Origin of the sequence: Paracoccus yeei ATCC BAA-599 (assembly GCF_000622145.1) — a bacterium.
GTDB classification, from domain to species: Bacteria; Pseudomonadota; Alphaproteobacteria; order Rhodobacterales; family Rhodobacteraceae; genus Paracoccus; species Paracoccus yeei.
This window is the reverse complement of sequence record NZ_JHWH01000010.1, coordinates 112,248-136,981: the sequence shown is the minus strand read 5'-3', so window position 1 is coordinate 136,981 and position 24,734 is coordinate 112,248. Positions and strand designations below refer to the sequence as shown.

At 66.3% G+C, this 24,734-nt stretch carries 25 protein-coding genes and 3 pseudogenes; 16 read left to right on the top strand and 12 right to left on the bottom strand.

What is annotated here, in order from left to right; translation table 11 throughout:
* Position 1 precedes the first annotated feature (1 nt).
* The 3 genes from BU28_RS0107640 to BU28_RS22395 all read left to right on the top strand — a co-directional run bounded on the left by BU28_RS0107640 (position 2) and on the right by BU28_RS22395 (position 5,140).
* On the top strand, positions 2-1,783 hold the full coding sequence (locus tag BU28_RS0107640) for a hydantoinase B/oxoprolinase family protein (protein ID WP_028718942.1): 1,782 nt from the start codon (positions 2-4) through the stop codon (positions 1,781-1,783).
* Between the two features lie 90 nt (positions 1,784-1,873).
* The gene (locus tag BU28_RS0107635; protein WP_028718941.1) at positions 1,874-3,373 is read left to right on the top strand and encodes an NCS1 family transporter; all 1,500 of its coding nucleotides are present in this window, start codon (positions 1,874-1,876) and stop codon (positions 3,371-3,373) included.
* A 771-nt stretch (positions 3,374-4,144) separates the two neighbouring features.
* The gene (locus BU28_RS22395; protein ID WP_051578002.1) at positions 4,145-5,140 is read left to right on the top strand and encodes a bile acid:sodium symporter family protein; all 996 of its coding nucleotides are present in this window, start codon (positions 4,145-4,147) and stop codon (positions 5,138-5,140) included.
* Here BU28_RS22395 and BU28_RS0107625 read toward each other — a convergent pair.
* A complete protein-coding gene (locus tag BU28_RS0107625) occupies positions 5,108-6,007 on the bottom strand; it encodes a LysR family transcriptional regulator (protein WP_028718940.1) in 900 nt (299 codons plus the stop codon). The genes BU28_RS22395 and BU28_RS0107625 overlap by 33 nt on opposite strands.
* Positions 6,008-6,112: 105 nt before the next feature.
* Between BU28_RS0107625 and BU28_RS0107620 the strand changes: the two genes are divergently transcribed.
* Both BU28_RS0107620 and BU28_RS26035 read left to right on the top strand, forming a co-directional pair.
* A complete protein-coding gene (locus BU28_RS0107620; protein WP_028718939.1) occupies positions 6,113-7,345 on the top strand; it encodes an aminopeptidase P family protein in 1,233 nt (410 codons plus the stop codon).
* 132 nt (positions 7,346-7,477) lie between these two features.
* The gene (locus BU28_RS26035) at positions 7,478-8,668 is read left to right on the top strand and encodes an MFS transporter (protein WP_198944948.1); all 1,191 of its coding nucleotides are present in this window, start codon (positions 7,478-7,480) and stop codon (positions 8,666-8,668) included.
* Positions 8,669-8,766: 98 nt separating this feature from the next.
* Here BU28_RS26035 and BU28_RS0107610 read toward each other — a convergent pair whose 3' ends face one another.
* Entirely contained in the window at positions 8,767-9,876 is a 1,110-nt protein-coding gene (locus BU28_RS0107610; RefSeq protein ID WP_143809719.1) for a GSU2403 family nucleotidyltransferase fold protein, read from the bottom strand.
* A gap of 176 nt (positions 9,877-10,052) precedes the next feature.
* On the opposite strand from BU28_RS0107610, the pseudogene BU28_RS24555 reads away from it, so the two are divergent.
* The 5 genes and pseudogenes from BU28_RS24555 to BU28_RS0107595 all read left to right on the top strand — a co-directional run.
* Positions 10,053-10,253, top strand: a pseudogene (locus BU28_RS24555) (hypothetical protein); the annotation flags it as partial.
* A 195-nt stretch (positions 10,254-10,448) separates the two neighbouring features.
* A complete protein-coding gene (locus BU28_RS26775) occupies positions 10,449-10,691 on the top strand; it encodes a hypothetical protein (RefSeq protein WP_199722256.1) in 243 nt (80 codons plus the stop codon).
* On the top strand, positions 10,688-10,846 hold the full coding sequence (locus BU28_RS24550; protein WP_199722257.1) for a DUF3363 domain-containing protein: 159 nt from the start codon (positions 10,688-10,690) through the stop codon (positions 10,844-10,846). The genes BU28_RS26775 and BU28_RS24550 overlap by 4 nt, the downstream gene beginning before the upstream one ends.
* A 53-nt stretch (positions 10,847-10,899) precedes the next feature.
* Positions 10,900-11,151, top strand: coding sequence for a type II toxin-antitoxin system Phd/YefM family antitoxin (locus tag BU28_RS0107600; protein ID WP_028718936.1), 252 nt, complete (start codon positions 10,900-10,902; stop codon positions 11,149-11,151).
* 3 nt (positions 11,152-11,154) lie between these two features.
* On the top strand, positions 11,155-11,583 hold the full coding sequence (locus tag BU28_RS0107595; RefSeq protein WP_028718935.1) for a PIN domain-containing protein: 429 nt from the start codon (positions 11,155-11,157) through the stop codon (positions 11,581-11,583).
* A gap of 49 nt (positions 11,584-11,632) precedes the next feature.
* Here BU28_RS0107595 and BU28_RS0107590 read toward each other — a convergent pair whose 3' ends face one another.
* On the bottom strand, positions 11,633-11,854 hold the full coding sequence (locus tag BU28_RS0107590) for a hypothetical protein (protein ID WP_028718934.1): 222 nt from the start codon (positions 11,852-11,854) through the stop codon (positions 11,633-11,635).
* Here BU28_RS0107590 and BU28_RS24545 point away from each other — a divergent pair.
* Positions 11,828-12,064 (top strand): annotated as a pseudogene (locus tag BU28_RS24545) (transposase); the annotation flags it as partial. The gene BU28_RS0107590 and the pseudogene BU28_RS24545 sit on opposite strands and share 27 nt — an antisense overlap.
* Before the next feature lie 23 nt (positions 12,065-12,087).
* Here the strand turns inward: BU28_RS24545 and BU28_RS25340 are convergent.
* The 4 genes from BU28_RS25340 to BU28_RS0107570 all read right to left on the bottom strand — a co-directional run bounded on the left by BU28_RS25340 (position 12,088) and on the right by BU28_RS0107570 (position 16,554).
* Positions 12,088-12,498 (bottom strand): hypothetical protein, encoded by a 411-nt coding sequence (locus BU28_RS25340; RefSeq protein ID WP_028718933.1) that lies wholly within the window; start codon positions 12,496-12,498, stop codon positions 12,088-12,090.
* Positions 12,499-12,590: 92 nt separating this feature from the next.
* The gene (locus tag BU28_RS22380) at positions 12,591-14,660 is read right to left on the bottom strand and encodes an AAA family ATPase (RefSeq protein WP_051577995.1); all 2,070 of its coding nucleotides are present in this window, start codon (positions 14,658-14,660) and stop codon (positions 12,591-12,593) included.
* A gap of 128 nt (positions 14,661-14,788) precedes the next feature.
* On the bottom strand, positions 14,789-15,748 hold the full coding sequence (locus BU28_RS25835) for a hypothetical protein (RefSeq protein WP_051577994.1): 960 nt from the start codon (positions 15,746-15,748) through the stop codon (positions 14,789-14,791).
* A 170-nt stretch (positions 15,749-15,918) separates the two neighbouring features.
* Positions 15,919-16,554 (bottom strand): hypothetical protein, encoded by a 636-nt coding sequence (locus BU28_RS0107570; RefSeq protein ID WP_162176555.1) that lies wholly within the window; start codon positions 16,552-16,554, stop codon positions 15,919-15,921.
* A 132-nt stretch (positions 16,555-16,686) separates the two neighbouring features.
* Between BU28_RS0107570 and BU28_RS25950 the strand changes: the two genes are divergently transcribed.
* Together BU28_RS25950 and BU28_RS0107560 are read left to right on the top strand one after the other, a co-directional pair.
* Positions 16,687-16,857 (top strand): hypothetical protein, encoded by a 171-nt coding sequence (locus BU28_RS25950; RefSeq protein ID WP_169738987.1) that lies wholly within the window; start codon positions 16,687-16,689, stop codon positions 16,855-16,857.
* Between the two features lie 1,111 nt (positions 16,858-17,968).
* Positions 17,969-18,424, top strand: a complete 456-nt coding sequence (locus tag BU28_RS0107560; protein WP_198945000.1) for an MOSC domain-containing protein — start codon at positions 17,969-17,971, stop codon at positions 18,422-18,424.
* A gap of 626 nt (positions 18,425-19,050) precedes the next feature.
* On the opposite strand, the gene BU28_RS25330 is transcribed toward BU28_RS0107560, so the two are convergent.
* The 3 genes and pseudogenes from BU28_RS25330 to BU28_RS0107550 form a co-directional block, all read right to left on the bottom strand.
* Positions 19,051-19,251, bottom strand: coding sequence for a hypothetical protein (locus tag BU28_RS25330; protein WP_088239244.1), 201 nt, complete (start codon positions 19,249-19,251; stop codon positions 19,051-19,053).
* A gap of 469 nt (positions 19,252-19,720) precedes the next feature.
* A pseudogene (locus BU28_RS24535) lies at positions 19,721-19,873 on the bottom strand (transposase); the annotation flags it as partial.
* 340 nt (positions 19,874-20,213) lie between these two features.
* Positions 20,214-20,456 (bottom strand): helix-turn-helix domain-containing protein, encoded by a 243-nt coding sequence (locus tag BU28_RS0107550; RefSeq protein WP_028718929.1) that lies wholly within the window; start codon positions 20,454-20,456, stop codon positions 20,214-20,216.
* A gap of 88 nt (positions 20,457-20,544) precedes the next feature.
* Here BU28_RS0107550 and BU28_RS0107545 point away from each other — a divergent pair, with 88 nt between their 5' ends.
* From BU28_RS0107545 to BU28_RS0107535, 3 genes are all read left to right on the top strand, one after another.
* Positions 20,545-20,850, top strand: a complete 306-nt coding sequence (locus BU28_RS0107545) for a hypothetical protein (RefSeq protein ID WP_028718928.1) — start codon at positions 20,545-20,547, stop codon at positions 20,848-20,850.
* Between the two features lie 43 nt (positions 20,851-20,893).
* On the top strand, positions 20,894-21,370 hold the full coding sequence (locus tag BU28_RS0107540) for a hypothetical protein (protein ID WP_028718927.1): 477 nt from the start codon (positions 20,894-20,896) through the stop codon (positions 21,368-21,370).
* 78 nt (positions 21,371-21,448) lie between these two features.
* On the top strand, positions 21,449-22,828 hold the full coding sequence (locus BU28_RS0107535) for a hypothetical protein (protein ID WP_028718926.1): 1,380 nt from the start codon (positions 21,449-21,451) through the stop codon (positions 22,826-22,828).
* A 349-nt stretch (positions 22,829-23,177) separates the two neighbouring features.
* Here the strand turns inward: BU28_RS0107535 and bioB are convergent, their stop codons facing one another.
* Positions 23,178-24,158, bottom strand: a complete 981-nt coding sequence (bioB, locus tag BU28_RS0107530; RefSeq protein WP_028718925.1) for a biotin synthase BioB — start codon at positions 24,156-24,158, stop codon at positions 23,178-23,180.
* Positions 24,155-24,706 carry a biotin transporter BioY gene (locus BU28_RS0107525; protein ID WP_028718924.1) on the bottom strand — a complete coding sequence of 184 codons (552 nt, stop codon included), beginning with the start codon at positions 24,704-24,706 and terminating at the stop codon, positions 24,155-24,157. The genes bioB and BU28_RS0107525 overlap by 4 nt, the downstream gene beginning before the upstream one ends.
* Positions 24,707-24,734 lie beyond the last annotated feature (28 nt).

The following is a 24,734-nucleotide window of genomic DNA, read 5'->3' as shown; positions in this document are numbered from 1 at the left end:
GATGAACCAGATGAGCAAGATCACCGAGGTCGATCCGATCACGCTGCAGGTCGTCCGCGGCGCCTTCGAGACCATTGCCGAGGAAATGGGCCATGTGCTTTACCGGATGTCGTTTTCCTCGATCATCCGGGAAAGCCAGGATCTGGGCGCGGGCCTGTTCGACACCGATTTCAACACGCTCTGCGAGTCGGAATCGACGCCGATGCATATCGGCTCGATCCCCGGTTATCTGCGCGGCATCGCCGAAACGCTGGAGGACGGCGAATGGTATGAAGGCGACGCGGTCGTCCACAACCACCCCTATCACGGCTCGTCCCACACCCCCGACCTGGCCATCGTCGTGCCGGTGTTCTTCCAGGGCCGGCTGGTGGGCTTTGCCGGAAACACCGCGCACCACGTCGATATCGGCGCGGCGACTCCGGGCCTGATCATCGACGTGCCCGATGTCTATGCCGAAGGCATGCTGTTCGCAGGCACCAAGCTTTACCGCAAGGGCGAGCCGAACAACGCCATGTGGAACTATATCCGCCGCAATTCCCGTGCAGCCGGGCAGTTGGTGGCGGATATCGAGGCGCAGATCGCCTCGGCCCGCCTGGGCGCGCGCCGCTTTGTCGAACTGCTCGAGAAATACGGTGAGAAGACGATCTTTGGCGCCGCCAACCAGCTGATGGATTACGCCGAGCGCATGACCCGCCAGCGCATCAGCGAAATCCCGGATGGCGACTACACGGCCGAGGGCTGGCTGGACGACGACGGCCGCAACCGCGACCAGCGCCTGAAGGTCAAGGTGACGGTCCGCGTGCGCGGCGACGAGGTCGAGGTGGACCTGACCGGCTCGGCCGACCAGACCCCCACGGCCTATAACGTGCCCTTCGAAGGCTCGACCAAGGTCGCCGCCTATGCGGGTTTCCGCAAACTGCTGCTGGATGCCGCCACCTCGGACGCGCGGGTGCCGTCGAACGAGGGCTCCTTCCGCCCGATCAAGGTTACGGCGCCGCTGGGGTCGATCTTCAACCCCCGCGCCCCCGCCTCGGCCGAGGCCCGCTTTACCCAGTGCAACCGCATGATCGACCTGATCATCCGCGCGCTGGCACCGGTGATGCCGGAACAGGTGATCGCAGGATCCTCGGCCTCGATCAGCTTTGCGGCCTATTCCGGCGTGCGGCCCTCGGGCGATTACTGGGTGTTTCTCGAGGTGAACGAGGGTGCCTATGGCGGGCGGCCGCGCAGCGACGGGCCGGACAGCATCGACAACCTGATGGCCAACACCCGCAACAACCCGCTGGAAGACCTGGCGATGCATATCCCGATGATCTGCGACCGCTACGAGCTGCGCGACGACGCCCCTCCGGGCGCGGGCCAGTTCCGGGGCGGCATCGGGGTCGTCAAGGCGCAGCGGGTGCTAACGCCGGCCTTTATCACCCACGAATCCGAACGCCATACCGATGCGCCCTGGGGCATCTTCGGCGGACAGGACGGCGCAGTAGGGCGCTGCACGATCAGCAATCCATCCAGGCCCGGACAGGAGCAGGAGATGCATTCCAAGTTCTCGGGCCTGTCGGTCGGCGCCGATGACGTGATGACCTATTACAGCCCAAACGGCGGCGGCTACGGCAATCCGCTGAACCGCGCGCCTCGCAAGGTGCTGGAGGACGTTCTGGACGGGTTCTGCACCCTCAAGGATGCCCGCGAGGTCTATGGCGTCGCCATCGACCTCGAGGCCGAGACGGTGGATCTGGCCACCACCGAGAAGCTGCGCCTTGCGATGCAGCGCCAGGACTGACCAGGGGGGCCGCATCGCGCGGCCCTTTCATTTCGGCGAAAGAACGGCCGCACGACGGCCGCATGAAACCAACACACAGGGAACAGAACCATGTCACTGACACAGGACGGGCTGGCGGCCGGGCGCGACCGCACAGCCCTGATCGAGGAAAGCATCCTGCCCACCCGAGCCAGCCAGCGGCCCATTGGCATGCTGGGCTATGCCTGGATCTGGGTCGGCATCGCGGTCATCATCGCCACCTATTCGCTGGGTGCCACCGGCATCCAGGGTGGGTTCAGCCTGGGCACGGTTGCCCTGACGATCCTGCTGGCGAACCTGGCCATCGGCGCGCTGATGCTGCTGACAGCCGACATCGGCACCGAGCACGGGCTGTCCTTTGCGGTCTATCTGCGCGCGCCCTTCGGCCTCTATGGCACGCATCTGCCGGCAGTCTCGCGTGGAGTCGTGGCGGCGATGTGGTTTGGCATCCAGACCTATCTGGGGGCATTGGCACTGAACGGAATCGGCGAATACTTCCTGGGCTTTTCCAACTGGTTCCTGTGGTATGCACTCTTTGCCGCCGTGCAGGTCGCCAATACCATGCTGGGCATCAAGTCGGTCGAGCGGCTGGCCTCGCTGGCCGCTCCGGCCATCATCGCGATTTCTGCCTGGATGTATTTCACCCTGGACGGCATTGCCCAGACCAAGGGGCTGAACATCTGGACCTTCCGGGCCGAGGGACAAGCCTCGCTGATCGTGCTGTTCATCGCCAATATGAGTTTCTGGTCGACGATGGCCATCGACATTCCGAACCTCACACGGTTCGTCGAGACCCAGACCGGCACCCGCAGCTTTTTCCGCCGCAACCGCTCGATCTTCCTGGCGCAGTTGGTTGCACTGCCCGTAACGCAGGCGATGATCGCCGGGATCGGCGCGGTCTCCTTCATCGCCACCGGCAACTGGAACCCTGTCGAGGTGATCCAAGGGGATGCACAGGGCATTGCGCTGCTGGTCCTGCTGGTGCTGGTCGTGCTCGCGCAATGGTCGACGAACAACTCGGCCAACCTGATCCCCGCCGCGCTGACCTTCGTCAACCTTGCGCCGCGCGTCATCAACTATCGGATGGCCGTGATCATCGCGGGCGTGGTCGGCACGCTGTGCTTTCCCTGGCAGATCCTCGACAATCTTTTCGTATTCCTGGGCTATTACGGCGCCTTTTTGTCGGCCATCGGCGGCATCATGGTCGCGGATTACTATGTCATCCGACGGCGTCGCCTGAACGTCCCGGCGCTTTACGACCCCGAGGGACAGTATCGCTATGGCCGCGGCTTCAACCCGGCCGGGCTGATCGCCTGGGTGCTGGCGGGCGCCATCGCGGCCTGGTGGTCGGTCTACGCCTTCGTGATCGGCTTCCCGCTGGGCTTTCTTCTGTATCTGGCGCTGATGCATGGACTGGTGCTGTCGCGCTACGGCCAGGCAGAACTCGAGTCGCGCGAGTCGGACGACTATCTGGCCGCCTCGGTCGGGGTGGACTGGGTGCATCTGGGCAGCGGCCGCTTTGCCCGCATACCCTGCGGATCGGGCAACGCGGGCGATCGCGAAGACCTGTAGGCGAGGGAAAGGCTGGCGGCAAAGTCCGCCGGCTTATTCGAATCCACCGTGCTGGAGTTTGGCCCTGCCACTCTACTGGACGATGCCTGGCTCGGCATTTCCCGCCGACGTCTGCGCGATTATAGGAAAATTCGTGCAGACGACCAACTGCATTCGCGCGCCTTCGGCAGCCGGATCGGCTGCAGCGGTCTAGAGGATCGCAGTGGTGGCATCCGATGACCCCGCGCTCTTGATGCCAAGGATCGCGTTCAACAGTGCCGACTGGTTCAAGAAGTAGGCCGCACAGCCTCGTGCGGTGCCTACGCTGAAACGAAAATGCCAGTCTGCCGCAGTGCCGGAAAACTCGTCACATCGGACGGCCCGTTGTCAGTTGCTTCCTACCGCCCGGCCCGCCGCCAGATCGGCCATGTCGACAAAGGGTATCAGGACGGTCCCTCGAAGCACGGGCGCATAGTGATGCGCGGTATTGCAACGGATCGCCGATGCCTTAGCTCCGGTCCGTTCCAATCCCCTTGCCATTTCAGCCAGCCCGTCCCCAGATCATAGCCAAGATCATCAACCAGGCGGATAATCCGCGACGGTAGCACCTGCTGGTTCATGTCGGCCAGCAGTGGAATGTGATCGACATCGCCCTGGTGGGCGTCGCTGCGATCAGCGGACGCGATGGCACCCGTGCCTAACCACACAGACCAATTTGCAGACCAATGTGAAGAAGCCTCAGAACCTTGCCCGACGTCGCAACAGCGGCATTGCACAGGAAAGGTCGTAGCCTTGAAGAAAACCGATCGCTTTTTGCTGCTGATGATCGGCGCAGTCGCGCTGGCGACCGTCATGCCGGCTACCGGAGCTACTGCCGGCCTTGTGGAGACGTTCGGCACGGCGGCCGTGGCGCTGCTTTTCTTTTTGCACGGCGCTGCACTGTCGCCGCGCACTATCCTGGATGGGCTCAAGCGATGGAAGTTGCATCTGTTCATTCTGACGACAACATTTGCGGTCTTCCCTTTGCTGGTTCTGCCGCTGAGATTGCTGCCCGGCTCGATCCTCCCTCCGGATCTGGCGCTCGGGTTCGTCTATCTGGGCGTGTTGCCCTCGGCCGTGTCATCCTCGATCGCCTATACTGCCATGGCCAAGGGCAACGTGCCGGCCGCCGTATGCAATTCCGCCGGATCGAACGTATTCGGGCTTTTGCTGACGCCGCTGCTGATGAGCATGTTGATCGGTTCGGCGGCCAGCGAGGCGATGGATCTTGGCCAGACGCTGGCGGACGTGTGCCTGCAGCTTCTTCTGCCCTTCGGCCTGGGCCAGCTTGCCCATCGCTGGCTGGGTGGACCGTTGCAGCGCAACAGCCGATGGTTGTCGGACTATGACCAGTGGGTGATCGTTCTGATCATCTATTCCGCGTTCTCTCAGTCCGCCACGGCAGGGCTTTGGCAGGTGCTGCCGATTAGCGGATTGCTGTTGGCAGGGGCATTGTGCCTGGTGCTGCTTCTTGCGGTGATCGGCTTTACCATGACCGGGGCGCGCAGGCTGGGCCTGTCGCGCGCGGACGAGATCACGGCGGTTTTCTGCGGCTCGAAGAAAAGCCTGGCTTCCGGCTTGCCGCTGGCGCAGGTGCTGTTCGCAGGCGCCGCCGGCTTTGGCATGATCGTTCTGCCGATCATGCTTTACAACCAGATCCAGATCATGGTGGGCGCAATGCTGGCGCGGCGCTATGCAAGCGGTGGCCTAGGCGCTTCAGGCCTGCGCGCGCGCGTCGTCGATCCATGACAGGAAGGTCTGCCTGGCCTTGCGGCGGCTTGCATCGCGGGGCGTCAGGTTGGACTGGGTCAGGTAATAATCGAACTCTTCCAGAACCGAGATATCCGACAGCTGAACCAGGTGCCCGGCGGCGAGATCGGGCTGGATCATTGCCAGCGAACACAGTGCGACGCCTTGCCCGGCCAGCGCCGCAGCGCGCAGCAGGTTGAAATCCTCGAAGATGCTGCCCGGCAAGCGCGTCGGTGCCGACAGACCGGCGCGGGCAAACCAGGTCTTCCAACCGGAAAGATTGGTGTCATGCAGAAGCCCCAGTTCCAGAACCCGCTCGGCCGAGGCCTCGGTCGGGCCGGGCCCGACCAATGCGCGGCTCGCCACCGGCATGCTGCGCCCGGACAGGAAGGGCCGGGACAGGATGCCTTCACCGACGGGCTGTGCGTCGGCGAACGTGAAGGCCACATCCGTCGAGGTGAAGTCGATCTCGTGGCCGTGATGGGCATAGATCACGCGAAGCTGGATGTCGGGATGCAGGGCCCGGAACGCGGGCAGGCGCGGGATCAGCCAGCAGATGGCCACCGAGGGAATGGCTGCGACCACCAGCGTGCCCTCTGATGAGGCCGGGCGGGCCCGGCGGCAGGCCGCATCGATGCCGTCAAAGGCCATGGTCAGGTCGCGCGCCAGAGCGACGGCGCGCGGCAGCAACTTTGGCGACCGACCCCTGCGATCGAACAGGGGCGCTCCAAGCCATTGTTCCAGATGCTTGATCTGGTGGCTGACCGCCGACTGGGTGACGTGCAGATCCTCGGCGGCGGCCTGAAAGCTGCCGGTCCGAGCGACGGCCTCGAACGCGCGCAAGGCATTGAGCGGCGGTTGCGACATGAAGGTCTTTCATGAGAAAATCTAAATACAGGTTTATAAATGATCCTTTGACCGCTGCAAGCCTGGCCGGCATCCTTCCAGGAAATCTTATGCAAGGAGGAATGAATGACCGAACGCGAAAGACTGCAGGACTATGTGGGGAATGGCAAGAAAGCGAAGGGCACCTTTTCATATGCCGAGATGCAGCGGCGTCTGGACGCGATCCGCAAATACATGGCTGACAGCCAGATCGACGCGGCCCTGTTCACCAGCTATCACAACATCAACTACTACGCCGATTTCATGTTTTGCCAGTTCGGGCGGCGCTATGGCTTCTTCGTCGATCACCAGCACGCCACCTCGATCAGCGCCGGCATCGACGGTGGCCAACCCTGGCGGCGCACCTTTGGCGGCAAGAACCTGACCTATACCGACTGGCAAAAGGACAACTACTTTCACGCCATTCGCCAGGTCATCGGCGGCGCCAGGCGGATCGGCATCGAATTCGACCATGTCAATCTCGACACTCTGGCGGCCCTGAAAGCGGAATTCCCCGGAGTCGAATTCGTTGATATCGCCGCCCCGGCCATGCGGCTGCGCATGGTGAAATCCGCCGAGGAAATCGCCCATATCACCGAAATGGCCCGCATCGCCGACATCGGCGGCGCGGCCTGCGTCGAAGCCGCCGCCGTGGGTGTTCCGGAGCACGAGGTCGCGCTGCATTCCACCGCCACCATGGTGCGCGAGATCGCGAAATCCTGGCCCGAGGGCGAGCTGATGGACACCTGGACCTGGTTCCAGTCCGGCATCAACACCGATGGCGCGCACAACCCGGTCACGGCACGCAAGATCGAAGCCGGCGACATCCTGTCCCTGAACTGCTTCCCGATGGTCGCGGGCTATTACGTCGCGCTGGAGCGCACGCTCTTTGCCGAACATGCCAGCGACGAACACCTGCGGCTGTGGGAAATCAACTGCAAGGTCCACGACCGCGGCAAGGAACTGCTCGTGCCCGGCGCAAAATGCGCCGACATCGCCGCCGAGCTGAACGAGATCTATGCCGCCGAAAACCTGCTGCAATACCGCAGCTTCGGGTATGGCCACAGCTTTGGCGTCCTCAGCCACTATTACGGCCGCGAGGCCGGGCTGGAGCTGCGCGAGGACTGCGACACCGTGCTGGAACCCGGCATGGTCGTCTCGATGGAGCCGATGATCACCATCCCCGACCACCTGCCCGGCGCCGGCGGCTATCGCGAACACGACATCCTGGTGATCGAGGAGACCGGCAACCGCAACATCACCGGCTTCCCCTACGGCCCCGAACACCTGATCGTCCGGGGCAAGGCCAAGGCCGCCTGATCCAGGAACCGGCGGGGCCAGAAGCCCCGCCGGTTTTCGCTTTTGCCAGCACGCAAAAGCCGTCCGGCCGACCGGGAGGGTCGCGCCGTCGACGATGATCGTCACCATCATCGGTTCCCATGGGAGGAGACCATGACCACCATGACCATCCCCGCCGCTGCGGGCCCGAACGGCGTGCCCGACGCCCAGGCCAGTCCGGCCGTCCTGCGCAAGGTTCTGACCGCCAGTTTCATCGGCAATTTCGTCGAATGGTTCGACTATGCCTCCTATGGCTATTTCGCCACCGTGATCGCCGCGGTCTTCTTCCCCGAGATCGCGCCGCAGGCCGCACTGCTGGCGACCTTCGCGGTCTTTGCAATTTCCTTCGTCATCCGCCCGATCGGCGGCATCGTCTGGGGCAGCATCGGCGACCGCATCGGCCGCAAGACCGCGCTGTCCTGGTCGATCCTGATCATGTCCGGGGCGACGACGGTCATCGCCTTGCTGCCGTCCTATCACCAGATCGGCATGCTGGCGCCCGTGCTGCTGCTGCTGGTCCGCATGGTGCAGGGCTTTTCCGCCTCGGGCGAATATGCCGGGGCGACGTCCTTCCTGGCCGAATATGCGCCGCCCGCAAAGTCCGGCCCGTCAGGTGCTTTCGGACCCGCGTGTGCGCGACGTCTATCTGGGAAAGGAAGTGGCATGATGCTGGAACTAACAGGGGTGCATTCGGGCTATGGTCAGATCCCGATCCTGCGCGACATCACGCTGCATGTGGCCGAGGGCGAGTTCGTCGGCATTCTTGGCGACAATGGCATGGGCAAGACCACGCTGCTGATGACCATCGGCGGCGATCTTTCAACGACGCAGGGGCGGATAGGTATGGAGGGCCGCGACATTACCGCGCTGCCCATCCACCGGCGCGCGAGGCTGGGTCTGGGCCATGTCAAGCAAGGGCGGCGGATCTTTCCACAGCTGACGGTGCGTGAAAACATGCAGGCCGCCTGTCTGGCGGGCGGCCAGTCGCTGGACCGGGCCGAAGAGATGACTGCGCTTTTTCCGCGCCTCGCGCCCATTGCCGGGCGACCGGGCGGTGTGCTGTCCGGGGGCGAACAGCAGATCCTGGCTCTGGCCCGCTGTCTTTGCGCGGCGCCCCGGTTGGTGATGCTGGACGAGCCGACCGAAGGCATCCAGCCCTCGATCCGCGACGAAATCGTCGAGGCCTTGTTGATGTTGCGCGACCGGCTGCACCTGACGATGCTGTTGGTCGAGCAGGACGAGGCATTTCTGGGCGCGCTTTGCACACGTCGCTATTACTTGGAAAAGGGGCGGCTGTTGGCGTGACTTGCAGCATCGACCGCTCCCAATGTGGATATCTGTGCGCTCCGATCCACATGGAGGCACCGGCCTCGAAGGTTCACTTGGCTACTTAACCGGATGCATCATTCCCAGTCTGGCGCGAGTCTCTTCTGATCAGATCTTGCTGGTCCGACTGTTGCCAGATCCGCCACGAATCTTGGCAGGGCGCTGTGCTTGCCCGGGTCCAGCTTTTCCTGTGGCAGCCGATCCTTGATCAGGCTGAGGACCGCTTCAGCCTGAATCCTGTCACGCGCGGCCTTGCCGGGATCGCGGTCTGCTCTTTGGGAAATCCAAAGCTTGTGCGCCGCCCATATGGCCGGTGCTGGCGCGGTCATTCTGACCGGAAAGCCGCGGTCATCGATGGCAATTGCCGTAAAGGCAGGTGCAGACACGAGCCATTCCAGACCGACAATCGGGGCCGGAACGGCATCCCCGTCGACGCCGCTGATCTGGCCGGGCATGACCCGATGCGCTGGTCGCGCCTCGGGGCGGATAAACTCGACCATGAACCCGTCCTTGTTGATCAGCCGGAAATCTCCCTTCTGCCGCTGCTGGAATGACGGGTCGACGGATCTGGCGATGGCCTCCAGGCCTCTCGCTTCTCCGTCAATTGCGATGCGCAAGGGCGCGCGATCGTCGATCAGAACATCCAGATCTCCGGTGGCGACCATCTCTCCTTCGAACGTCACCGCCGCTGCGGCTTCATAGGCGTAAAGGGCATGGGTCCCCACCACTCGAAACCGGGCGGCTGCCGGGCTTTCATCCAGCTTGCGGATCAGCCTGGCGGCGATGCTGGGGACACGCTGGTGGTTGAGCGCCCGCATGACCGCGGCCAGTTGGTTGATCTTTCCGGCCAAAGTTGCGAGACGCTCCTCGGCCTCCTGTTTCTGTCGCAGATAATGCCCAAGAATTGCGTCGGTCTTGTCAGATCGAGGGCCAAGGCTTCGGGTCGACCTGATCCCGCCTTTTGTCATTCTGCGGTACAAATATTCGCGGTCCGCGCGGAACTCGTAAGACATGTTTCCGCCAAGTTCGTTCTGTGATAGCTTCCTGACCCGTTGCCACTCTTCGAACGTGGCGACGAGATCAACCCGGTCACGGATCACTCGGCTGTCTAAAGCACTGTAATACATGAATTTGGGACTCCAGGGTGCTACATTCCAGAGAATAATCACCAAATTGAAAAAAATCAATAAGATGTGTTGTCCTATCGGTGAAGCGCCTCCGCGACATCGCCGATCATAACGACCTCTTGGACCTCAGATCTATCGAGGCACAGACCCCCGGGTAGCCTCAGCTTTCTAGAGAAGATTGCCCGCCTCTGATGATGTGACCGCCCCCCGGTGGCATCGAATGTGCCAGGGTGGGTCTGCAACGATCCACAAAGGGGAGCGGTCATAACGAGACTATCGCGTTCGGGCTCGATCTGGCGAAGACTGTGCTCCAGGTGCATGGAGCCGACGGCACAGGACGGGCCGTTCTGCGCAAGACGTTGCGGCGGGCTCAGGTGCTGGAATTTTTCAGCCAGCTGCCCTCTTGCGTCATGGTGATAGAAGCTTGTGGCAGTGCGCAGCTGCCCTGCCGCACCGCCATCAGACCGCTTTCCACCCTTTTTGACGCTCTTCTCTGGCGCGCCCAATTAAGGTGATGCAGATGGTGTCAAGAATCCTGTCCTTTTTGTCACTGGAAATAGCAACAATTCCTGACATGGATCTTCTCTGTGCGACGCGCCGTGCCCGGGCTGACACAGGCCGATGTCGCCTCCATGGCGCAGATCAGCCTGCCGGCGCTCCGGGCGCTCGAGCGGGATGAAGGGGGTTTTCACGCCGTTGTCACGGTGATGGCGGTGCTGGGCGTGCGCTGGGGCTGGGCGCCGGATCGTGCACAGGCGGCGACCGCGCTGGCCGCGCGGCACCGCGCCAAGGACTTGAGCCAGGCGGAACTCGCCACCCGCATCGGGGTCACCTATCGCCGGCGATTCGCCCTGGCCTCCGGCCGCTTGCCATGATCGACGACGGGCTCGGCTTCAAACTGGTGCCGTGGACGCCCTCGCTCGAACGGCATCTGGGTCAGCATGTCTCCGGCGTCGCGCGTGGCGATGGCGGGGTGGACTGGTGCTTCGGCCGGAAGTGTGGGCTGGGGTTGTGGGGCCGATCACCTTGACGGCCGGTGTTGCCATCCCATATGACTACAGATAGTCATTGCGAGGAACGGCCATGAAGGAACTCCAACTCAGGGATGCGAAGGCGACGCTTTCCGCCGTGATCGATCAGGCCGTGGCGGGCGAGCCGACGGTCATCACCCGGCACGGCCGCAAGGAGGCGGTGCTGCTCTCCTTCGAGGAATGGCAGCGCATCTCGCGAGTTCCGGATTTCGCCGACCTGCTGCTGGCCTTTCCCGGCCAGCCGGAGGATATCCCCGAACGCACCCGCAAGCCTGCACGCGCGCTGCGGGATACGAGCCTCTGAATCTTGTACCTGCTCGATACCAACATCGTTTCGGCCTCCGCGCCGACGAGGCGAGACGCCGATGTTCTCGCTGCATGGATGCGCGCCCACAGCGACCGGCTCTATCTCTCGGCCATCACCATCGCCGAGATCGAGGCCGGCATCGCCCGGGCGGTCAGGATCGGCGCCAGCAGCAAGGCCCCGGCGCTGCGCCGCTGGCTCGCTGCGGTCGAGCATTTCTACGCCAGCCGGATCCTCGCTTTCGGCATCGAGGAGGCTCGTCAGGCCGGGGCGATCCTCGACCAGGCGCGTGCCCATGATCCGGGCTTCGAGGACATCGCCATCGCGGCGACGGCTGCCGCGCATGGCCTGACGGTGCTGACCGCCAACGAGCGGCATTTCGCGCCGCTCGGCGTGCCCTATGCAAATCCGTTGAAGGAACTGCCCGCATAGCAGGGCATTCGGCCAAGGATGGCCGCCAGACCTGCATTGCTCGACCGGCCTATTTCGGGATCAGCGCCGCCACTTTTCGGAAACGGGGGTGCTTCGCCGTGCGCAGCCATTCGGCCGCGACGGCAGAGTCCAGATCCGGTCCGCGAAACTTCGCCGTGCGCTGGAACGAACCGTCCTTGTTCAGCACCGCGCCAGGCGCGACCAGTGCCGCCCAGGGCAGAAAGTCGGCGAGGCGGGATAACAGCCGAATAGGCGCAAGCCATCCAATCATTGTCTTTTTGTGGATGGTATTATCTGGATAGCGCGGACGGGAGCGCCGTGGCGTGACCTTCCTGAAGAGTTTGACAAGTGGTCGTCAGTCTGCCGCCAGTTCCGCCGCTGGACGCTGGTCGGGCTGTGGGAGGATATCCTGGACGCTCTGAACCATGCGGAAATCGCGCCTGACAAGCTTCAGATGGTCGATAGCACCATGATACGCGCCCAAGGGGCAAAGATTGAGCCAAATTATGTTGGGAGCATGCGCTCGACATCGGCCATTACGGCGTCCTGGAACTCTGGCCTGAGCGCGCCATCGAGGGAGAGCACCTCGATCTTGATGCGCAGTTCGGCGCGGGTGCGGGCGGGCGTCTGCGCGAGGGTGGCCTCGATCTCATCGATGCGGACCAGAAGCGCGTCCATCCTGGCCAGTGCGGCGCGGCCGGGTTCGGTGGTCTCGAAGCCGCAGGCGGCGGCGCGCTGGTCTTGGGCGCGATAGCGTTGCCAGGCGCGGTGCCAGGCGCGCCGTGCCGTCCGGAAGGCCGCGCGCGGGGGGGCCGCGGTGGGGGTTGCCCTCCCGGCGACCGGCTCGACGGCGAGCAGCAGGGCGAGGCCGGGCAGCGTGGCGATGAGGTCGCGCCGGGTGGTGGCTTGCGGCATGACGGGGGCTCCGGCGCTTTTGGTGGACTGCGATGGCTGCGGTTCGGCGGCGGGGATGGCGGCAGGGCGCAGGGGTTCGGAGGCGCGGCGGATCAGTCGGGCGGCGGCGTTGGCTGTTCGATGTCCAGCATCACTTGCGCGGCGACCTCCAGATCAAGGCGCTCGAGCCAGGGGGTAAGGCCGTCGTCGGAAAGCTCGCGCCGGCTCACCAGGGCGGCCGCCATGTCCTCGAGCAGCGCGCGGTGCGGGGCCAGCAGGGCGGCGGCGCGGGCCTCGGCGGCCTCGAGGTGGCGCCGGATCCGTGCGCGCAGATCGGGGTCGCGCATGGGGGCCGCGCTGTCGGTGCCGAGCCAGAGCGGCCCCTCGGCGCCGAGGCCGTAGCGGGTCTCGAGATCGAGCGCCACGCGCGTCGCCAGCGCCAGGTCGGAGTCCGGCGGGCCGCCGGCGCCGGCGGAGACAGCGCCCAGCACCAGCCGCTCGGCGGCGCGGCCGGCCATCAGCTCGGCCAGCAAATCGGTGTAGTCGGCGATGAGCCCGGCCTGCGGGCGGCGCGCGATCCGGGTCGTGCCGCCGCTGCCCGCAAGCGCCAGACGCTGCACCACGCCGCGCCCGAGCGCGGTGGTGACGAGGGCATGGCCGCATTCGTGCAGGGCGACGCGCCGGTCGATCGCCGGATCGCGCCCGGCGCCGAGCCGGGCCATGAGGCCGGCCGCGTCCATCTCGATCCCGGCCCGGCGCGCCGCGCCCCGCGCCGCCCGCAGTTCGGCATCGCATTCGGCAAGGCTCAGGCCGACGCAATGCCGGGCGAGCGTGGCGAGGTCCGCCTCGGGCAGCGCCAGGTGGCGGCGCAGCACGCCCGCGAGCGTGGCGGCATCGGGCAGTGGCACCTCGACCCGCAGGTCGAAGCGGCCCGGGCGCAGCACCGCCGGGTCGATCAGGTCGATGTGGTTGCAGGTGGCGACGACGAGGACGCCGGGCGCGCGGGCGATCTCGTCCATCAGCGCGAGGAAGGCGTTGATGCCCTGCACGCGGTAGTTCTGGTTCGAGCCCGCGTTGTCTTCGCGGTTGCCCACGGCGTCGAGCTCGTCGAGGATCAGCAGCGCCGGCGCGCGGGCGCGGGCCTCGGCGAAGGTGCGGCGCATGGCCTTGAGCATCTCGCCCAGATGCCCCGCCGCCTGCCATTCGCCGAAGCTTCCGGTGATCGCGCTGATGCCGGCCGAGGCCGCCATGGCCTGGGCGAGCCAGGACTTGCCGGTGCCGGGCGGGCCGTAAAAGAGCGCGCTGCGGGTGATCTCGGACCAGTCGAGGCGCCCGGCGCGCCAGAGCCGCAGGTCCTCGACCAGGTGCCGCGCGGCCTGCAGCGCCGGGCCGTCGCCGGTGAGGCTGTCGAGGGTGGGCGGCGCGGCGGCGTCGCCCGGCGCGACGGGGCTGCCGGCCAGCCGCGCGGCGAGTTCGGCCATTGTCGGTGCCCGCAGGGCCAGCAGCACATCGGTGCTGTCGAGGGAGAGCCCGCTGTCGAAGGCCTGGCGCAGCAGGGCCCGATCGGCCACCGCGCCTTGGCGGGGCAGGCGCCGCAGGGCCTCGAGGAGCGCCCAGACCAGATCGGCGCCGATCGGCGCGAACTCGTGGATGACCGCATGCCGGGTCGGCCGCGCGTCGGGCAGCGCGGCGCCCGCGGCAAGCAGGATCAGCAGCGGCGCGGCGCTGTCGAGGCCTGCGAGCAGCGGGTGCTGCAGCGCGTCACCGCGCCCGGGCGCGGGGGCCGTGATCAGGTGCAGCGTGGTGGCGCCGGGGTGCTCCCGCGGGGCGCCGTCGTCCGGCTTCAGCTCGCGGATCCGCCAGGCGCCGGGCAGGAGGCAGGGCAGCACATGGCGCAGCAGAGGGATGTCCTCGGCCGGGATCCCGCGCAGCAGGGTCAGCGCGCCGGGTCGCAGGGCAGCGGTGACGGCGGCCTGGCCGCCGAGGCTCGCGGCCAGGCGCAGCGCCGTCAGCAGGGTGCGGGGCGTCAGCGCCGCGGGCTCGCTGGCCAGGCCGAGGTCGGCGGCGAGTTCGGGATCGGGCAGCGCCTCGCCGGTGGGTTCGCGCAGGCGGTGCAGCAGCTTGCGGGCGAAGGGCAGCCAGGCGGGTGCGGGGCTGGGGCGGGCGGATTTTTGTGCGGTCATGCGGGATCTCCAGAGGCCGGGGCGCGGCGCGGGCGGCGCCGCGCGGCACGCAGGGGCGTGTCGTCGTGGATGGAAGGAGCGGCTTGTTCGCGTGGGAACACCGCCGGGGCGGCGGCGCGGCGATGCGGTCAGGACAGCCCGGCGCCGGCGTCGGCCGCGATGCGGTCGAGCGCCGCCTCGATCACCGGGCGCAGCGCCGGGCGATAGATCTCGCGGGTGACGTTGATGCCGTCGGCGAACTCCGCCCTCGGCACCACCGCATCGGGGTGGGCGCGCCGCAGCTGGCGGTGCAGCGCGATCTCGCAGGCGCAGGCCGCGTGGCCCGAAGCCATGGCCACGACCCGCAGCACGGCGACGCCTGCGTCCGGCGGCAGGCCCAGCTGGTGGCGGTGGCGCTTGACCGGATGGGCGCTGTAGCCGAGCTTGAGGTATTGCCGCGCCGGGCGGGGGCCGCGGGCGGGCAGGTGGATCTCGAAGAGATAGAGAAAGCTCGGCCTGGCGCTCCAGCTCTGGCCGCAGCCGGCGCAGTCGCATTGGCCCCAGAGCATGTTGGCCTGGGCCACGCGCTGCACATGGCCGCAGCGGTGCCGATAAAGCCTGTAATTCGGCCGCCCCGACGGGCAGGGCCCGAGGCGCTGCCAGCCGAAGCGCCGGGCCTCGGCCGCCTCGCGCGCGGCATGGCAGGTCTCGCAGCGCAGCCCGGTCTCGCCGCGCGCGACCCGCGCGATCAGGTCGAACTGCCGGCGCAGGATGTGGCCGCAGGGGGCGCGGAACTGGCCGTAGGCGGCATGGTCCGGATCGGGGCCGAGGAAGGCGACGCCTGCCTCCGCCGCCAGCGCGCCGCGCCGCGCGGCGAGGCAATGCGGGCAGAGCGGCTGGCCGCGCATCAGCACGAAGAGCTTCGTGGGGAAGTCGCGCCGGCAGGTCCGGCAGCGCAGCAGCAGGTGATAACGGTCCCGGATCCGGGCGAGGATGCGAAAGCCCTTGGCGGCGGCGGTCGCCTGCCAGTGCGGCCGGATCGGGGCGGGAAAGCGGGGCAGGGCGGTGGAGAGCGCCGGATCAGCGCCGGGGGTGGTGGAAAAACACATGAGAAGATCCTTCCCTGGTCAGAGGGTGCGTGGGCTCAGGCCTGCGGGCGGCGTGGCCCGGGGCGGCGACAGGATCCGGGAAGGGTGATGGGTCAGGGCGTGAGGTGTTGCGATCACGCGCGGGGAACGGCGCGGCCCTTCGGGGGAGAAAGGGCGGCGGAAAGCGCCGGTCAGGCGGCCGCGGCGCCGGGCAGGTCGCGGGGCGCCGGGGAGGGCTTGCGCGCCATGTCGGCGGGATGGGGCAGGGGCTGGGTGCAGGTCTGGCGCAGCGCGCTGTCCTGCGGGCCGATCACGGCGGCGGGCACCAGCGCGTCGCCGCCCCTGTCATCCCCCTCCGGCGCGTAGTCCGGCAGCGCCGCGACCGCCGCGAGCTGCGCGCGGGCCTCGGCCAGCATCTCGTCGACACCCCGATCGACCGCGCCGCTGCCGGGGCAGCGCAGCACGGCGCCGAAGGCGGCGATCAGCCCATGGGCCTGGGCGAACTCGGCCTCGTCGGTCGCGAGCAGCATGACCCGCGCGATCCGCGCCAGCTGGCGCAGCGGCCGGTCCTGGGCCCGCGCGGGCTCGGTCGCGCAGACCGCGTCGAGCGCGGCCGCCAGCGCCGTCCGCGCCGCCTCGGCGTCCCGCAGCCAGTGGTCGCAGGCCGGATCCCAGGCGCCGGACTGCGCGAGATCCCGCTCGGCGTCGAGATAGAGCGCCAGCGCGGTCTGCATGAACGCAAAGCGCTGCACCATCGGGGTGGGGGTGAAGCCTGGCGTGAGAGCTTCCGCAAAGCCCGCCAAAGGGATAGATTGATGTGCAGTCATGGTCGATCTCCATACAGGTTGACCGTGATTAGGGCCGAAAGAAGTGTTGGTAGCGCTTCTTCGGCCCGCATATACAACATATGCTCAAAGATTCTTATTGTCAATATGCAGCATATGGCTTAGTTGAGGCTGATGGCAAAACAGACCGTTTTTCCCGTCAAAAAGCTTGTCAACCTGACAGATGATCAGGCGCAGCGGATCAACGACTTCCGTTACGACAACAGAATACCCTCCGAGAACGAAGCCATCCGGCAACTGATCGAGCTTGGGCTGCAGGCTGCTGCTGCATCCGAAGACAGGTAACAATCACCTGGTGGGAACGGCGTTGCCGTGCGTTACCGGCCTGTTCCCAAGGTTTCCGTTCAAGATCAAAGTCTTGCATCAAAGGTAACGGGGAACGGCGGATTCTCGGGGAATCTATGCGCGCATGCGTGCGCGTGCGCCTGTATGTGCGTGCGTGCGCGTATACATGCGCGTGTGCGCGTAGAATGTCTACATACTACGTTACTATAACAGTATTTATTTATTATTATATTGATATCAGAGACGAATAGCGGGAACGCGGCGGTAACCGAGCGGTAACGGGAGGGAACGGCCGTTCCTGGTTCCTGGCGCCGGTGGAAACCTTGTTTCCGGACCCGGCGCACCCCTGCTGCTCGTGGCCCTCAACGGAAATCCGGCTCGGAAGCAGCCTCTTCTCTTGCTCGCGGGGAGGGATCACGGCGCCCATGATGCCGGCCCCGGCGGGGAGGGGGCTCTTGTCGGCGCGGCCGTCGTTCGTCTCGATGATCAGCGGCGGCCGAGGATGCTCTGTAGAGGCGACGGATCCTCGACCTCGTCCGCCACCGGATGCACCACCCGGCCGTCGCTGTATCCGGCCAGTGACCCGTCCACGGCAGGATGAAGATTTGAACGTCCCTTCAAATGAACTTCCCTTCGCATGAAGATCCGTTCAAATGAAGATTGGCGTGGCCCGCTGACGGCAGTAGCACGATGCGGCACGGGCGATCCCCGGTGAAGATCGGCTTTCCGGGAGCGGCGCCTCACCCGCGCTGATGCCATGAAGCAATGGTCATGGGAGCATGCGAAGCAGCATGGCCGGATCCGGTGATCCGGGTGCCTCGAGGTGGATGAGCAAGCCGTGCCGCCCGCCGGCCAGCGGAAAAGGCATACCCGCGCCCGGCAGGCAGGGCCGAATGGCTGCCTGCGCCATGACCGTGCTGTCGCAATCTCAGACGAAGGGGCTGGTCCGGGACCTGCCGCGCCTTGTAACCTGCGGGGGGGGGCGACATCACGAGGCGTGCTTCATGGAGGGGCAAGGATGCAAGACTGCAAACGCGTCGTCGCCGTCTGCCTGAGCCCGAAGCACCGCCTGTCCAAGACACCGGCTCTGGAGATCAGGGCCGTTGCCGGTTTGGGCATCGAGGGCGACGCGCATTACGGGACGACCACCCAGCATCGCTACGACAAAAGGAAGGCGCCGGATCGGCCAAATCTCCGGCAGGTTCATCTGGTTGAAAGCGCGCTGCTCGATGACCTCGGATCAAGGGGCTTCGATCTTCAGCCTGGCGATCTGGGCGAGAATATCGTCACGGCGGGCATGAGCCTGACCGCCTTGCCGGAAGGCACGATCCTTCGGATTGGCGCCGAGGCGCGGCTGCAGCTGACCGGGCTGCGTGAGCCATGCGTGCTTCTGGACAGGTTGAGACCCGGACTGCGAGCTGCTGTCGGGCAAAAGGGCCAGGGCGCCAAGCCGTTTCTGCGCGGCGGCGTCATGTCCCGGGTGCTGGCCACAGGCTTCATCCGTCCCCATGACGAGGTGACGATCGAGATGCCCTCGCCTCCGCACCGGCCGCTTGGAAACGTCTGACGATCGGGATGCGCGACCCGGGGCCATGATGCCCGGCGACAAGCACGACCCCGCCGGACGGTCTGAAGCCTGGGCCAGTCCCTGCCGACCCGTCCACGGCAGGATGAAGATTTGAACGTCCCTTCATTTGAACGTCCCTTCATTTGAAGATCGCCTGCTGCTGTCGACGCTGGATCCTCGTCGATGCGGGCAGTCTGCATCGGCCCGCCCAACGGCCGTTCGTCCCTGACGTATGAATATGTCTTCGAATGAAGAGCAGTCGGCACTGTGCGCGTGGCATCGCCGGGGCTTGGGTCAGCCCGACGCATTGCGGTTCGTCATTGAAGATTTGAACGTCCCTTCAAATGATCATCCGTTCATATGATGATAGGCGTGGCCGGGGGGCAGCAGCATGATGCGGCATGGGCGATCCCCGGTGAAGGGCAGGGGCGCCGTCTCACCCGCGCTGATGCCATGAAGCAATGGTCATGGGACCATGCGAATCCCGGTCCCGCCCGGTGACGCGGGCCCTGTCCTTCGAGATGGATGAGCAAGCCGCGCCGCGCGCCGCTCAGGGGCGCGGCAGAGCCTCGGCCTGGCGGATCATCTCGGACAAAGCTTGCCCTGAACGACGGGGTGCGCGGGCGCTATCTTGGCCAGCCCTTTATCCGGATCAGATGGACAGGATTTGCAGGCTGCCGCGCGTTCTTCGCGCTGCTGATCAGGAGCTGTGAGAGGTGACGTCCCGCCTGCTTTGCAGCCCTTTTGATGGCCGCCCAGTCCTCGTCGTAGGCTGAGATCTGGCGCGCTTTGGTTCGGTCTTCGGTCAGCTTTCCCAGGCGGGCCATCGGATTTATTCTCCGTTCCCGCACGCGCCGCACATAGGATTTCTATGGGTTTGCGGAGTCTTGATATCAGTGTGAGGCAAAAGTGATTCCCGTGGATTTTGACGGTTCAAATGACCGGCTGAAGCGGTGCAGGATTTGCCGCGTTGGTGCCGCAAAAGGGCAGCTGCCTGGCGCCCGGACCGTGCCCTGCCAGCAGCGAACAACGGCATGATCGAAGGAGGCCATCCTCGCATGAAAGAAGCCTTTGACGTTCCCATAGCGGGGTCAGAACAGCTTCCGCTGACACCGTGGCCGCTGGATTGTGGATGCCGATCATCACCGCGTCTCTTTTATGGTGTCGAGGGACTCTGATGCACAAATCGGCTGAAGGTCCGAGTAGCCCTTTCCCGAGGCAGCCTCAGCCGCAACAGGCTCTCGACGAAGCCGCCTCGCCATGGTTGCTCGAACCAGTGGCGCAACATGGCTCGATCTGCCTGAGCGCTATCCCAAACAGCACTTTCATCGTCAGGCAGGTCTGGATCGCGGCATCACTGTAGCCGGGCTTACGACTACGCCTGCCGGTGGGCTCGGCTTTCCAGGCCATCGTGGGGTCAAACCAGATCGCCAGCGAACCGCGGCGCCTGCTCTGTAGAGGCGACGGATCCTCGACCTTGTCCGCTACCAGATGCACCACCGGGCCGTCGCGCTGGGTCTGACCGGCGACCCGTCCGAGGACAGATGAAGAAATGAACGTCCCTTCAAATGAACGTCCCTTCAAATGATCATCCCTTCAAATGAAGATTGGCGTGGCCCGCTGACGGCAGCAGCATGATGCGGCACGGGCGATCCCCGGTGAAGGGCAGGGCGGCGTCTCGCTCGCGACCATGCCTGAAGCAATGGTCATGTGACCATGCGAATCCCGGTCCCCCGGTGACGCGGGTTCTGTCCTTTGAGATGGATGAGCAAGCTGCGCCGCCCGCCGGTCAGCGGCGCGGCAGGGCCTCGGCCTGGCGGATCATCTCGGACAGGGGCAGGTCCAGCGCCTCGGCGATCTTGTGCATGGTCACGAGCGTCGGGCGGTGGCGGCTGCCCTCGAGGAGCGAGATGAAGCGCATCGACAGCCCGGCGCGATGCGCCAGCTGCTCCTGCGACAGGCCGGCCTCGCGCCGGCGCATGCGCAGCACGGTGGCGTAGGCCTCGACGATGGGGTCGGCAATGCGGTCCATGCCGGCGATGAGCCGCGGATTGCCTCTTGATATCTATGAAGCAAACTTCATATTATGAACCATGCTGTGAATTTGCGGGGCAAGACGGATGGAGAGCCAGAGCCGGACGATCGACTGCGGTCATTGCGGCACCCCGGTGAAGCGGACGGCGCGGGTCTGCCCCGGCTGCCACGCGCAGAAGGGCGTGGGCCGGCTGGCCAGCGGCCGCGTCGTCGGCCCCGAGGAGATCGGCAGGACCCGGCGCTTCGTGGCGTTCTTCGCAGCGGTCGCCGTGATCTCGGGCCTGACCGGGGTCTGGTTCCTCGCCATCGCCTGCGGCTTTGTCGCCCTCGCGGCGCTGGTCCAGTCCGGCTCGGTCCTCTTCAGCAACGGCCGGGAATACTGGTTCCGCTGACACCGGTCGCCTTTCCGAGTTCCCCGTTTCCAAGGAGCCTTCCATGACCCCGAACCCCCTTGTCCTTGCGGCGGCGTTGCTGGCGCTTTCCGGTCCGGCCACGGCCGAGGTCTATCTGGCCCGCTGCAAGATGGGCGAATGCATCCATTACGAACAGAGCGGCCGCCGGGTCGAGGCGCAGGGCTCGGCCAAGGTGCCGGGCGAACTGGTGCGGGTCTGGCTGCGCCAGGCGGTGTCGGCCAGCCCCGAGACCCGCACCGCCCAGCTGCAATGGGGGGCGCCTTCCGAGGTGCGCTTCTTCTGCAGCACCGCGCGGCCGGCCTATCGGCTGGAGGATGGCGGCTTCCAGGGCCTGGACCTGGGCCAGGTGTTCGGGGCGACCGAGATGGTCTCGACCATGTATCTGCGCGCCTGCCACCCCTCGGAACCGGGCGGCACTATCGAGGCCGCGCTGCAGAGCCTCGGCTATCGTCCGACGCCCGATCGCACCTACCCGAGCTTCGAGGCGCTGACCCGCTGACCCGCTGATTCCAACGACGATGCCCCGCCGCCGCGCCGCCGGCGGCCGCCCCTGCCTGTCCGATCCGGAGGACCGACCATGCTGAAGACCCTCGCCCTGACCAGCTGCCTTGGCCTCGCGCTGGCCGCGCCGCTGGCCGCCGAGACCTACACCGATCCCGACCGGGCCTGGTGGACCAGCTTCCTCGATACGCTGGACGGCCGCGCGCCGGACCTCGAGGCGCTGGCGCGCCAGGACCCGGACTACCTGGCCGCCGACGAGTTCACCCGCGACGCGGTGCTGGCCAGGGTCATGGCCCGGCTGCAGGCGCAGCAGCCGCGCATCGACCCGGCCACGGCCGAGGTGGTGCTGTCGATCGGCGCCACGCTCGGGGACTTTGACGCGGGGCAGGGCGCCTTCCCGGTCAGCATCTTCACGCCGAACAGCCGCCTGCCGCTGGACAGCGGGCGCGAGTTGTTCTTCCGCAACTGGAAGGACGTCGCGCTTTATCCCGCCAGCAGGGAGGAGGGCCGCGCCCTGCGCCAGAGGATCGGCATGCGCGAGATCCTGGCCCAGGTGACGGTGACGGAGATCCGCAAATCCGCCACCCGCCGCCTTGGTTATGAGGGGCGGGTGACCGGCATCAGCTATTACACGCAGGATGGCAGCCTGCTGCGGCGCGTCAGCCCGCCCGAGGCGGCGCCGGTCGATGCCGCCGCGGCCGAGGGAAACCTCGATGCCCTTCGCGGCAAGATCCTCAGCGACGCGCGCATCCCGGCCCTCGGCACCCGCTGGGAGGACGCGGCGCCCGCGCTGACCGCCGACTGGCCGGTGATCGCCAGCGACGACTTCGTGCCCTATGGCACCGCCCGGCAACTGGCGTTCCTGTGGCAGGACGGCGCGGTGCTGAGCGATCAGGCGCATGATCCGGAGAAGTCCTTCAAGGTCTTCCTGCAGCAGGTGCCGGGCGCCTGGATGCCCCAGGACGGGGTCTCGATCGACGTGACCGACGTGCTTTACGGCAGCGGCGCGGGCGTCGTCGACACCAGGGCGCTGGGACCGGGGCTGGCCTGCTACACCCCCGGCATCCCGGACCGCTGCGCCGTGCTGGTCTTCGCGCCCTCCGGGGGCAGCCATGTCCTGACCGGCGCCTACGGTGTGCTGGAACAGCCCGCCGCCGCCGCGCCCGAGGCCGCGTTCAGGGCCTATGCCGGCGCGGCCGCAGAGGCCTTCACGGGCCTCGAGACCATGGCCGATTACGACAGCGAGGCCGTCCGCGCGGGCGACCGCGTGCCCCATCCCGGCAGCCGCGGCGTCCCGACCTATGCCGCCGGCGCCGGGGCCGAAATCACCGGAAAGCCGATCTACGATCCGCTGAAGAACACCACCGACGTCAATCCGATCGCGCGCGAGCTGGCGCTCTACGCCATCGGCGGCGCGGGAGACCGCACGCCCATGGTGTTTGTCCTGGGGCGGTAGGGGAGGGAAGGCCGGTCGGCGCTGCTACGGGTCATAAGAGGGGCGTCAGGCGGGAACCTGCAGCCGGACGCTGCCGTCAGGGATTTCTGACTTGAGGGCTGTTTATGCTCGCAGCATCCGTCCGCAATGACCGCAGCATTCCCGCCATGATGGACCCACCGCCCCGGTCCGGCGGCGATCTGGTTGGACCCTGCCATCGACGTGAAGAGCCCATGGCGGTCATTCGGCGGCTTCTCTCTGAGGGTGATCCGAACCATGGACACGGACCGCCTCGGCGAGGGGCGCGCAGCTTGATCGTCACCATCGGCTCCGGAATGGCGATGTCCGCACGGCCTGAGGGCGCACACCCTCATGACGCCTGTGCCAGACAAACCGGCTTCTTCTCGACGACCGCGTTGCGCATCCCGAGCCGGGCGAACAGATCCGCATCCTGCCACGACGCGGGGTTCTCCGTCGTCAGAAGCACATCGCCTGCGAAGATCGAGTTGGCGCCAGCGAGGAAGCACAGCGCCTGAAGCTCGTCGCTCATACCCGTCCGCCCCGCCGACAGCCGCACGACGCTTTGCGGCATCAGGATGCGCGCCAGCGCGACGGCCCGCACCAGGGCGAAGGGGTCGACCGGACGGGCCATCGCCTCCACCGGCGTGTTGCCGATGGGCTGCCACAGGTTGATCGGCACACTTTCGGGATGATGGGAAAGGTTCGCAAGAACGACCAGCATCGCGATGCGGTCCTCCTCCGCCTCGCCCATGCCAAGGATGCCGCCGCAGCAGACCTTGATGCCGCCCTGCCGCACATGGTCCAGCGTGTCCAGCCGGTCCTCCATCGTGCGGGTCGTGGCGATCTTCGGGTAATAGGCGGGTGAGGTGTCGATATTGTGGTTGTAGAAGTCGAGACCCGCCTCCTTCAACCGGGCGACCTGCGGGGGCGTCAGCATGCCCAGCGTCATGCAGGTTTCCAGCCCCAGATCGCGCACGCCTTTGACCATGGTGCAGATGGCATCGAGATCGCGATCCTTCGGGCTGCGCCACGCGGCCCCCATGCAGAACCGCTGCGCCCCCGCCGCCTTGGCACGGCGCGCGACCGCCAGAACCGCGTCCACCTGCATCAGCTTCGTGGCCTTCACGCCCGTGTCGTGGAACGCGCTTTGCGAGCAGTAGCCGCAATCTTCCGGGCAGCCCCCTGTCTTGATGCTGAGAAGGCTGGCCTGCTCCACGACATGCGGATCGAACGTCTGCCGATGGACGGACTGCGCCCGATGCATCAGGTCGGGGAAGGGCAGCGCGTGGACCGCCTGCGCCTCCTCCAGCGTCCAGTCGTGGCGGATCATGCGCGCCCCCGTGTCCAGAGGGTGGCCAGCCCTGCGGCAAGCCCGATCTTCAGCAGATCACCCATGAGGAACGGAAAGATGCCAACCGCCCAGACATCGGCGGCGGGCACGAAACGGCACAGCCATGCCGCGCCAATGGCGTAGATCACCCCCATGCCGGCCAGCATGGCAAGGATGCGGCGCATCGTGCCGCCGCCGATGGCAAGCCAGCCGGTCAGGGCCGCTGCCAGAAGATAGCCAAGCAGATAGCCGCCCGTGGGCCCGACCATATAGGCCAGCCCGATGCCACGGGCCGGAGAGCCGGAGAACACGGGCAAGCCCGCCGCGCCGGCTGCTAGATAGGTGGCGACCGCGCCAGCGGCGAGACGGGGTCCGGCGAGGATGGCGATCGAAAGCACCGCAAGCGTGTGCATCGTCATCGGCACGGGCCAGAACGGCACCTGGATCTTCGCGCCAAGCGTAATGAGCGCGGCAAGAGCCACAACCTTCGGCATGGCGTGGAGCAGAGCCCGATGATCGGGGCGGGACAGGAGCGTATAAGACGTCATAACGGGGTCCTTTGCGGAATATCTATGA